At 68.5% G+C, this 10,709-nt stretch carries 9 protein-coding genes; 6 read left to right on the top strand and 3 right to left on the bottom strand.

Features of this window, described 5'->3' with window-relative positions; translation table 11 throughout:
- On the bottom strand, positions 1–441 hold a 441-nt coding region (locus ACN6PJ_RS30190), incomplete at its 3' end, for an AraC family ligand binding domain-containing protein (RefSeq protein ID WP_427999342.1).
- A gap of 325 nt (positions 442–766) precedes the next feature.
- Here ACN6PJ_RS30190 and ACN6PJ_RS30185 point away from each other — a divergent pair.
- Positions 767–1,831: a 2-isopropylmalate synthase gene (locus tag ACN6PJ_RS30185; protein ID WP_427999341.1), complete on the top strand. Its 1,065-nt coding sequence runs from the start codon at positions 767–769 to the stop codon at positions 1,829–1,831.
- On the opposite strand, the gene ACN6PJ_RS30180 is transcribed toward ACN6PJ_RS30185, so the two are convergent.
- Entirely contained in the window at positions 1,752–2,642 is an 891-nt protein-coding gene (locus ACN6PJ_RS30180) for a LysR family transcriptional regulator (RefSeq protein WP_427999340.1), read from the bottom strand. The genes ACN6PJ_RS30185 and ACN6PJ_RS30180 overlap by 80 nt on opposite strands.
- A gap of 106 nt (positions 2,643–2,748) precedes the next feature.
- On the opposite strand from ACN6PJ_RS30180, the gene ACN6PJ_RS30175 reads away from it, so the two are divergent.
- Together ACN6PJ_RS30175 and ACN6PJ_RS30170 are read left to right on the top strand one after the other, a co-directional pair.
- Positions 2,749–3,294 carry an N-acetyltransferase family protein gene (locus tag ACN6PJ_RS30175; protein WP_427999339.1) on the top strand — a complete coding sequence of 182 codons (546 nt, stop codon included), beginning with the start codon at positions 2,749–2,751 and terminating at the stop codon, positions 3,292–3,294.
- The gene (locus tag ACN6PJ_RS30170; RefSeq protein ID WP_427999338.1) at positions 3,291–4,466 is read left to right on the top strand and encodes an MFS transporter; all 1,176 of its coding nucleotides are present in this window, start codon (positions 3,291–3,293) and stop codon (positions 4,464–4,466) included. Before ACN6PJ_RS30175 ends, ACN6PJ_RS30170 begins: the two co-directional genes overlap by 4 nt.
- A 195-nt stretch (positions 4,467–4,661) precedes the next feature.
- Here ACN6PJ_RS30170 and queC read toward each other — a convergent pair whose 3' ends face one another.
- Complete coding sequence (gene queC / locus ACN6PJ_RS30165; protein WP_427999337.1) at positions 4,662–5,381, bottom strand: 7-cyano-7-deazaguanine synthase QueC; 720 nt, start codon at positions 5,379–5,381, stop codon at positions 4,662–4,664.
- 189 nt (positions 5,382–5,570) lie between these two features.
- Between queC and ppc the strand changes: the two genes are divergently transcribed.
- From ppc to ACN6PJ_RS30150, 3 genes are all read left to right on the top strand, one after another.
- On the top strand, positions 5,571–8,420 hold the full coding sequence (gene ppc, locus ACN6PJ_RS30160) for a phosphoenolpyruvate carboxylase (protein ID WP_427999336.1): 2,850 nt from the start codon (positions 5,571–5,573) through the stop codon (positions 8,418–8,420).
- Between the two features lie 292 nt (positions 8,421–8,712).
- Entirely contained in the window at positions 8,713–9,648 is a 936-nt protein-coding gene (locus ACN6PJ_RS30155) for a 3-hydroxyacyl-CoA dehydrogenase family protein (protein WP_427999335.1), read from the top strand.
- A gap of 180 nt (positions 9,649–9,828) precedes the next feature.
- Positions 9,829–10,709: TIGR00366 family protein (locus ACN6PJ_RS30150; RefSeq protein WP_427999334.1), on the top strand; the 881-nt coding region annotated here is incomplete at its 3' end.

The raw sequence follows: 10,709 nt of genomic DNA, 5'->3' as shown, positions 1-10,709 counted from the left end.
CATCAGGCGGCCATCGCGCGTGTCGGGCGCCCAGTCCAGCGGCACCTCGGCCGCCGCCACCATCAATTCCCGCAGCAACGGCGAGATGGACAGCACGCAACACGTCGCGGGCAGGTGCGCGGCCGCTCCCGGCTCAACGAACACGGTGCGCATGCGCGGCTCGCCGCTCATGCGGATGCCGTGCGGCATCCAGGCCGGCACCCAGACGCCGCGCGTGGGCGGCACCACCCAGATGCCGGCGGGCGTATCCACCACCATGACGCCCGAGATCGCGTAGACCAGCTGGGCGCGCCGGTGCCGGTGCCGCCGGATGCGGTGGCCGTCTTCATAGTCCACGGCCAGTCCGGCCACGGGGCGTGTCGAGGATTCGTAGGGAAAAAGGTCCAGGCCCGCGGGCTTGCGAGGGCTGGACGCGGATGCGGCGGATGCGGGCTTGTCCATTTTGCGACGATTGCGGTCCGAATGGCGTTAGACGGTCTTTCCCAGTGTACCTATCATCCTCGCATCCCCTGCCGCATTTCCCCACGCCGATACGCCCATGCCCCGCTCGTCCGCCTCCGCCGACCTCCACGCCGCCCTGGCGCCGGCGGGCCGCGCGCGGGCGCTGCGACTAGCGCGCGGTTGCCGGGCCTTGCGCTCCGTGGCCGCCCGGCAGCCCTGGGCCCCTGACGGGTCCTGACGCCACCTCCCCCCGACTTGGCCGTCCCGCCCCCCCTTGCATACGCGGGCGGCCGACACGCGCCGCGCCCCGCGGCCGGAGGTTTCCATGCTCGACCAGCCCCAACACAAATACCGCCCCACCCTTCCCTTCACCCGCGACTACGGCGCACGCACCTGGCCGTCGCGCCGGCTGACGGCGCCGCCGATCTGGATGAGCACCGACATGCGCGACGGCAACCAGGCCCTGATCGAGCCCATGGACGCGGCGCGCAAGCTGCGCTGCTTCGAACAACTGGTGGCCGTGGGACTGAAGGAAATCGAAGTGGCTTTCCCCTCGGCCTCGGACACGGACTTCAACTTCGTGCGCAAGCTGATCGAGGAACGCCGCATTCCCGAGGACGTGACCATCGAAGTGCTGACCCAGTCGCGTCCGGACCTCATCGAACGCACCTTCGAATCGCTGCGCGGCGTTCCCCGCGCCATCGTGCACCTGTACGCCCCCATCGCTGCGCAATGGCGCCGCATCGTGTTCGGCATGAGCAAGGCCGAAATCAAGGAGATCGCGCTGGCCGGCACGCGCCAGATCCGGGCGCTGGCGGATGCGCGCCCCGAGACGCAATGGATCTACGAATACTCCCCCGAGACCTTCAGCCTGGCCGAGCTGGAATTCGCGCTGGAGATGTGCGATGCGGTCAGCGCCGCCTGGGGCCCGACGCCCGAAAACAAAATGATCGTCAACCTGCCGTCCACCGTGGAATGCACCCCGGCCAACGTCTACGCAGACCAGATCGAATGGATGCACCGCCACCTGGCGCGCCGCGACAGCATCGTCCTGAGCGTGCATCCGCACAATGACCGCGGCACGGCCGTGGCCTCGGCGGAGCTGGCGGTGCTGGCCGGCGCCGAGCGCGTGGAGGGCTGCCTGTTCGGCAACGGCGAGCGCACCGGCAATGTGGACCTGGTGACGCTGGCCATGAACCTGGACCTGCACGGCATCCGCAGCGGCCTGGATTTTTCGGACATGGCGGCCGTGCGCGCCTGCATCGAGGCCTGCAACCAACTGCCGGTGGACGTGTTCCACCCTTATGCGTTCACCCACGCAACGCCAGCAGCGACTCCTGCAGATGCCGCAGGCCCCGGCTCAACGGCTTGTCCCGGCGCAGCACGATAGCCAGGCTGCGCGACAGGCGCGGCGCCAGCGACCGGACCTCGAGCGCCGGGCGCTGGCCTGCGCCCGATACCGACAGCCGGGGCAGCACGGCGCAACCCAGCCCGGCCCCGACGATTTCCTTCATGGCTTCGGTGCTGCCCAGTTCCATGACGGGCTTGGCGGCCACGCCGGCCGCCTCGAACCAGTCGTCCACCAGCCGCCGGGTGCGCGCGCCGGGTTCGAACAGCACCAGCGGCAGCCGCGCCAGCGCCTGCGGCGTGGCGGCAGCGGGAACGAGCGAGGGATCGCCCGCGGGAAAGATCGCCACGAATTCGTCTTCGAGCACCGGCGTCACCTGGAACATGCGGCCCGGCGCCGGCAACGTGACCAGGCCTATGTCCAGCGTGTTGTTCTCCAGCCCGCGCAGCATGTCCGCGGTATTGCCCGTGCTGGCGACGATATCCAGCGCCGGAAAGCGGCGCCGCAGGTCGGCCAGCAGCGGCGGCAGCAGGTAGGTGCAGGCGGTGGCGCCCGTTCCCAGCCTGATGCGCCCGGCCACCTGGGACGCGTGCGCCGTCATGGCGAGCTCGGCCTGGGCCAGCGCGGCGTCGATGATACGGACGTGCGCCAGCAGCTCCGCTCCGGCCGCGGTGGGGCCAGCGCGGCGGCCGACGCGCTCCACCAGCTTCAGGCCGAAGCGCCGCTCGAGCTGGCGGACCTGCAGGCTGACGGCGGGCTGCGTCACGCCGCTGCGCTCAGCCGCGGCGGAGAAACTGCCCAGTTCGATCACCAGCGCGAAGGTGCGCAATTGGTCCAGGTTGAGGCCACGCATCGCCGCTTATCCAAAGTTTTACTTATAAAAATCATAATAAACCAAAGCTTTATTAATAGATTGCCTTGCGCGACACTGGCAACTCGCTTCCTCCCTGATTTCTTCCATGCCATCCAACGCCACCACCGTGCGCATCCGCGACAGCGCGCCAGCCGATCTTCCCGCCATCAAGGCCATCTACGCCCACCACGTGCGGCATGGCACCGCCTCCTTCGAACTGGAGCCCCCGTCCATCGAGGAAATGCGCCAGCGCCGGGCCGCGGTGCTGGAAAAGGACATGCCCTACCTCGTAGCCGAGATCGCCGGCGAGATCGTGGGCTACGCCTACGTCACGCCCTACCGCCCGCGCCCGGCCTACCGCCATACGGTCGAGGATTCGGTCTATGTGAAAGCCGGCCGCTCCGGCCTGGGCATCGGCGGCAGGCTGCTCGCCGAACTGATCGCCCGCTGCACCGCAGGCGGCTGGCGGCAGATGCTGGCCGTGGTGGGCGACAGCCGCAACGCGGCATCGCTGGCGGTGCATGCCCGCCAGGGCTTCCATCCCGTCGGCACGCTGCGCTCCGTGGGACACAAGCATGGAGAATGGCGCGACACGGTGTTGATGCAGCGCGCACTGGGCGAAGGCGATGCAACGCCGCCGCAGCGGCCGTGATCGCGCCCCGCGCCATCGTCTGCCTGGGCCTGACCCAACTGGTCGGCTGGGGCGTTACCTTCTACCTCATCGGCGCCCTGGGCCCGGCCATGGCGGCCGACCTGGGATGGAACCCCGCCGCCATCTACGGCGGCTTCTCGGCGGCCATCGTGGTAATGGCCATGGTGTCGCCGCTTGCCGGCATGGCGGTCGACCGCTGGGGCGGGCACCGCGTCATGCCCGCAGGCGCCGTGGTGGCCGCGCTGGGCTGCGCGGTGCTGGCGGCCGCGCACGGCCTGCCTCTCTACTACGCGGCATGGATCCTGCTGGGAATCGGCATGCGCCTGTGCCTGTACGACGCGGCATTCGCGTCCCTGGCCCGGGCGGCCGGCCCCACGGCGCGCCGCCCGATGTCCCAGATCACGCTGTTCGGCGGCCTGGCATCCACCGTGATGTGGCCGGTGGGCCATGCGCTGGCGGGCTGGCTGGGCTGGCGCGGCGCGGTGCTGGCGTACGGCGCCCTGGCGCTGGGCACGCTGCCGCTGTACCTTGCGCTTCCGCGCGAACGCTACGCCGCCCCCGCCGGCGGCAGGGACAAGACCTTCTCGGGCCTGGTCCGCAGCCCTGCCGAACGCCGCCTGGCGGGCGTGCTCTACGCGGTGATCGCGATGCTGACCAACTTCCTGGCGGCCGGCAACGCGGCGCACCTGATCTCGCTGCTGTCCGGGCTGGGGCTCGCCGCGGCGGCGGCCGTCGGCGTCGCCGCGCTGTGGGGAGTGGGCCAGTTCGCGGCCCGGCTGGCCGATGTCGCGCTGGGATCGCGCCTGCATCCGCTGACCCTCACGCTGGCCGTCGCAACGGTGCTGCCGCTGTGCTTCCTGCTGGCGTTGCTGTCCGGCGGCAACCTGTACGCCACCGCAGCCTACGCATTGCTGTACGGCGCCTGCAACGGCCTGATGACCATCACCCGCGGCACCTTGCCGCTGGCGCTGTTCGATTTCCGCAGTTACGGCGCGCTGGTCGGCTCCCTGCTGATTCCCAGCTTCCTGCTGACGGCCACCGCGCCGGTGGCCTACGCCTATTTCGTGCAAAGCCACGGCGCGCGGGGCGCGATGGCGGTGTCCGTCGGCCTGGCCGCGGCCATCTGCGCGGCGGCCTTCGCGTTGAGATGGAAGTTCATCGCGCGCTGCTGACCGGCGAACGCCTCAATGCCGCGGCTGCCTGCGCGTTCGACCGCATGCGCTTCCGTCTCGACCCGGCACTAGTCCCGATCGCCGATGCGCACGCGCTCCAGCGGCTTGCGGATCTCGGCATCGGGCCCGGGTTCGGGCAACGCCCTCACACGCATATGGTCCGCATGGTTGTCGATGGCGGACGGCCGGATCGCCTCAGCCCTCGGCGGCGGACGCGACCACCCATTTTTCCCAGCCGATCTTCCGGAGCTTGCAGGCCGGGCACTCGCCGCAGCCGTAGCCCCAGTCGTGCCGCGCGCCGCGCTCGCCCAGGTAGCAGGTGTGGCTTTCCTCGACGATGGTCTCGATCAGGGCGTCGCCCCCCAGCCGATGGGCCAGCGCCCAGGTCTCCGACTTGTCGATCCACATCAGCGGCGTCTCGATGGTGACCCGGGAACCCAGACCCAGGCCCAGCGCCACCTGCTGCGCCTTGATGGTGTCGTCGCGGCAGTCGGGGTAGCCGGAGAAATCCGTTTCGCACATGCCGCCCACCAGCACGTCAAGCTGGCGGCGGTAGCCCAGGGCGGCGGCCAGGGTCAGGAACAGCAGGTTGCGTCCGGGCACGAAGGTGTTGGGCAGGCCGTTGGCCTGCATCTCGATGGCGCGGTCGCTCGTCATGGCAGTGTCGCCCACCTGGCCCAGCACCTTCAGGTCCAGCAGATGGTCTTCGCCCAGGCGCGGCGCCCAGTCGGGGAAATTCTCGCGGATGTCGCGCAGCACGTTCAGGCGCGCGGACAACTCGATGTGATGGCGCTGCCCGTAATCGAACGCCACGGTTTCCACATGGGCATACCGGTCCAGCGCCCAGGCCAGGCAGGTGGTGGAATCCTGGCCGCCCGAAAACAGCACGAGCGCGCGACGTTGATGGTTTTGCATAGATGGCGCTTTGGGAATGAGAGGGAAGCGGGCCTTGCTTTCGCGTAAACAGGCCCTTAGCGAACTTTAACGCAGCCTCGCCGCTTTGCCGTAAGGAAGGCTGCGTAAAATCGAAGAGGTTTCATTTACGGTTCACCTGCAACGCCCCACTCCCTCCTTCCCTCCAGCAGCCCGACGGATCCCCGCCCGATGAAAGCTATCCGCCAGCAGTCCGATTCAGCAGAACCCTTGCGTCACGATATCCGGCTGTTAGGCCGATTACTCGGAACCGTCATCGAGGAATGCGAAGGCAAGCGCGTCTTCGACACCATCGAGACCCTGCGCCGCACCGCCGTCAAGTTCCGCCGGGAGGGCAACGATGCCGACGGCAAGCTGCTGGAGCAGCGCGTCAAGCGCCTGCAGGGCAGCGACCCCAACTCCGTCGCCCGCGCCTTCAGTTACTTCCTGCACCTGGCCAACATCGCCGAAGACCGCGACCAGAACCGCCGCCAGCGCGCCCGCGCCATCGCCGACGACGCGCCGGCGCGCGGCAGCCTGCGCGAAGCCGTGCAGGCGCTCGGCCGGCATGGCGTGGGCGTGGCGCGCATCCGCCGCCTGCTGGCCGACGCCTGCGTGATGCCCGTGCTCACCGCCCACCCCACCGAGGTGCAGCGCAAGAGCACGCTGGACGTGCATCGCGAGATCGCCGCCGCGCTGATACAGCGCGAAGGCCCGCTCACGCCGGAGGAGCTGGCGGACCTGGACGCGTCGCTGCTGGGCCGCGTGGCCACGCTGTGGCAGACCCGCATGCTGCGCTACACGCGGCTCACGGTCGCCGATGAAATCGAGAACGCGCTCTCGTACTACCGCAGCACCTTCCTGCAAGTCATTCCGCGCCTGTACGGAGACCTGTCCAAGCTGCTGAACCGCGAATCCGCCAAGCCCTTCTCCGCCCCGCCCCCGCCGCTGGAACCCTTCCTGCGCATGGGCAGCTGGATCGGCGGCGACCGGGACGGCAATCCGAACGTGGACGCCAGCACCCTCGAGCGCGCCCTGCTGCGCCAGGCCACCGTGCTGTTCGAGCACTACCTGCAGGAAGTGCACGCATTGGGCGCGGAACTGTCCGTCACCACCTTGCTGATCGCCGTTGACGCCGAGCTGCTGGCCCTGGCCGAGGCCAGCGGCGACGATTCGCCGCACCGGCGCGACGAGCCCTACCGCCGCGCGCTGGTCGGCGTGTACGCCCGGCTGGCCGCCACCGCGCAGCGCCTCACGGGCCAGGACCTGGCGCGGCGCAGCACCGTCGCCGCCCCCGCTTACGACACGCCCAGGGAATTGTCCGCCGACCTCGCCGTCATTGCAGCATCGCTGGCCGCCCATCACGGCTCGCCCATCGCCAGGCTGCGCCTGGCCGGCTTGCAGCAGGCCGTGGAGGTCTTCGGCTTCCACCTGGCCACGGTCGACCTGCGCCAGAGCTCCGACGTGCACGAGCGCGCCCTGGCCGAGCTGTTCGCGCGCGCCGGCGTGCAGCAGGGCGGCAAGCCGCTGGACTACCTGGCGCTGGACGAGGACGAGCGCGTAGCGCTGCTGCGCGCCGAACTGGCGCAGGCGCGTCCGCTGGCTTCGCCGTGGATCGCCTACAGCGAAGACACCACGCGCGAACTGGCCGTGCTGCGCGCGGCCGCCGCCGGGCGCGCCCGCTACGGCAAGCAGGCCGTGCGCCAGACCATCGTGTCGCACACCGAAACGCTGAGCGACCTGCTGGAAGTCATGGTGCTGCAAAAAGAGGCCGGCCTGATCGCGCCCGCCGGCCAGGACATCGCGGCCGAGGACGGCCTGATGGTGGTACCGCTCTTCGAAACCATTCCCGACTTGCAGCGCGGCGCCGGCATCATGGCCGCCTGGCTCGACCTGCCCGAGATCCGCCAGCGCGTGAAGCTGGCCCAGAACGGCGCGCAGGAAGTCATGCTGGGCTATTCGGACAGCAACAAGGACGGCGGTTTCCTGACGTCCAACTGGTCGCTATACCAGGCCGAACGCGCCCTGGTGGACGTGTTCTCGGCCCGGCACGTGCGGCTGCGCCTGTTCCATGGCCGCGGCGGCTCGGTGGGACGCGGCGGCGGCTCGAGCTTCGACGCCATCCTGGCGCAGCCTCCGGGCACCGTCGCCGGACAGATCCGCCTGACCGAGCAGGGCGAAGTCATCCAGAGCAAGTACAAGGATGCCGAGGTCGGCCGCTGGCACCTGGAGCTGCTGGTCGCCGCCACGCTGGAGTCCAGCCTGGCGCCGCGCGCGGAGGCCACCAGCGCCGAAGACGCGCACATGGCCCATCACGGCCCGGCCATGTCCTTCATGTCGGACGCCGCGCAGCGCACCTACCGCGGGCTGGTCTACGACACCCCGGGCTTCTCCGACTATTTCTTCGCCGCCACGCCCATCAGCGAAATCGCCGGGCTGAACATCGGGTCGCGCCCCGCGTCGCGCAAGAAGGGGCAGCACATCGAAGACCTGCGCGCCATCCCCTGGGGCTTTTCCTGGGCGCAATGCCGCCTGATGCTGACCGGCTGGTACGGCATGGGGTCGGCCATCGAGGCCTATCTGGAAGCCGGCGCCCCCGATGCGCCGCGCTCGCGGCGCGCCCGCCTGGCCCAGCTGCGCGAAATGGCGCGCGACTGGCCCGCCTTCCGGACCCTGCTGTCGAACATGGAAATGGTGCTGGCCAAATCCGACCTGGCGATCGCGGCCCGCTACGCGCAGCTGGTGCCGCAACGGGGCCTGCGCGAACGTATCTTCGGCGTCATCAGCGCCGAGCACGCGCGCACGCTCTCCATGCTGAAGCTGCTGACGCAACGCGAACTGCTGGCCGACAACCCCACGCTGCAGGCCTCGCTGCGCGAACGCTTCGCGTACATCGACCCGCTGAACTACCTGCAGATCGAACTCATCAGGCGCCACCGCGCGGCGCAGAAGAACCCTCAGGCCGAGGTCGACAAGCGCGTGCAGCGCGCGATCCACCTGACGATCAACGGCATCGCGGCAGGCCTGCGCAACTCGGGCTGAGTCTTTCCGGCGTGCTACCTGGGGCGGGGAGAGTACGGCGCTTCCCCGTCCTTCCCTTTGCCCGCCTCGACGCGTCCACCAGGCGAACACCGAAAATTCCCGATTTGTCCACTCCCAGCGACTTTTAGTACTATCTCTTTCATAAATTCTATATACGCACAAATGTTCGTATATAGAACACAATGATTTTTCTGGCCAGGCGCACAGGAAGGCACACCCGGAAGAGACGGAAAGCATCCTGGTTCCGCGCGTGCCCGCCGCAAGCCCGGCGTGTCAGCCCAAGCGAACCATCATGGATACTCCCCTCAAGAATCTCGCCATCGTCGGCGCAGGCGCCATGGGCAGCGGCATTGCCGCGCTCTTCGCCTCGAAGGGACTGAACATCGTCCTCATCGACCCGATGGAAGGCGCCCTGGAGCGCGCGCTCCAGACGATCGACCGCCAGCTGAACGTCTACGCGCCGGGGCGGGTCCAGCAAGCCATGCAGCGCATCCAGGTCTCCCCCGGCCTGGAAGCGGCCTGCAACAGCGACCTCGTCATCGAAGCCGTGCCGGAAAACCTCGAGCTCAAGCGCGGCCTGTTCGCCAAGCTCGATTCCCTCTGCCCCGCGCACACCCTCTTCGCCACCAACACCTCCGGCCTGTCCATCAACGCGATCGCCAGCGCCGTGGTGCGCCGCGACCGTTTCGTGGGCACCCACTTTTTCACTCCCGCCGACGTCATCCCGCTGGTTGAGGTCGTCCGCAACGACGACACCTCCGAGGACACGGTGACGCGGGTGATGGCCACGCTGCGGTTCGCCGGCAAGCGGCCGGTGCTGGTGCGCCAGGACATTCCGGGCTTCATCGCCAACCGCATCCAGCACGCGTTGGCACGCGAGGCCATCTCGCTGCTGGAAAAAGGCGTCGCCAGCGCCGAGGACATCGACGAAGTGGTCAAGTGGAGCCTCGGCATCCGCCTGGCGCTTTCCGGTCCGCTGGAGCAGCGCGACATGAACGGCATCGACGTGCACTACGCGATCGCCAGCTATCTCTACAAAGACCTGGAAAACCGCACCGAACCCTCCGAGCTCCTGAAAAGCAAGGTCGAAAGCGGGCAGATCGGCGCCAAGAGCGGCCAGGGCTTCTACACCTGGAGCCCCGAGCGCCGCGAACGCGTGCTGCGCGAAAAGAGCGCCGCGCTGGGCGAGCTCGCCGCCTGGCTCAACAGCAAGGCCGGCGGCTCCTGACGGCCGCGCCGGCAAGAATTCACTACATAAGGCGCGGGGCTTTCCGCCACCGCCGCCATCGGGCCACGAGCCCAACCACACAAAGAAAACCTATCGTCCCACCCGCCCCCGCCGGCACCCGGCGCCGGACGGCGCAAGACACGAGAAAACTTAGCCTTACCGGAGTTTGTTGGAGGCACCATGAATAAACTGGCTTCATTCTTCACGGAGCTGATGCGCAAGTATCTGCCCGATCCCTTCGTCTTCGCGATCGCGCTGACCTTGCTTACCGTGCTTCTGGCCATGGGCGTCGAAGGCAAGGGCCTGGGCGACATTACCCGCGCCTGGGGCAATGGCTTCTGGAGCCTCCTGGCCTTCACGACCCAGATGGCCGTGATCCTGGCCATGGGATACGTGCTGGCCACCGCGCCGCTCACCGACCGCATGCTCAACCGCATCGTCAGCCACGTGCACAAGCCGCACACCGCCATCATCGTGGCGACGCTGGTCGGCGGCATCGGCAGCTACCTGAACTGGGGTTTCGGGCTGGTCATCGGCGGCATCGTCGCCAAGAAGCTGGCGCTCAAGGTCAAGGGCGTGCACTATCCGCTGATCATTGCCGCCGCCTACAGCGGCTTCACCATGTACGGCCTGGGCCTGTCGGCCAGCATTCCCGTGCTGGTGGCCACGCCCAACCACCCCACCGCCAAGCAGATGGGCACGATCCCGCTGTCGGAGACCATCTTCTCGATGCCCATGCTGATCACCAGCCTGGTCATCATCGTCACGCTGCCGCTGCTCAATGCCTGGCTGCATCCGAAGAAGGGCGAGAAGGTCATCGAAGTGGATCCGGCCATCGACCGCGACGCTGGCTCGTCCAACGCCGCCGAGGACCTGCTCGAAAAGGGCACCCTGGCCTCGCGCCTGAACAACAGCCGCATCCTGAGCCTGCTGATCGGCGCGCTGGGCGTGGCCTACGTGGTCTTCCACTTCATGGACGGCGGTTCGCTCGACCTGAACCTGATCAACTTCATCATCCTGTTCCTGGGCATCATCCTGCTGGGCACGCCGGCCGCCTACGT

Origin of the sequence: Achromobacter sp., assembly GCF_050285585.1 — a bacterium.
Taxonomy (GTDB): Bacteria; Pseudomonadota; Gammaproteobacteria; order Burkholderiales; family Burkholderiaceae_B; genus Achromobacter.
The sequence above is the reverse complement of the archived record's forward strand: the minus strand, read 5'-3'. Positions and strand labels throughout refer to the sequence as shown.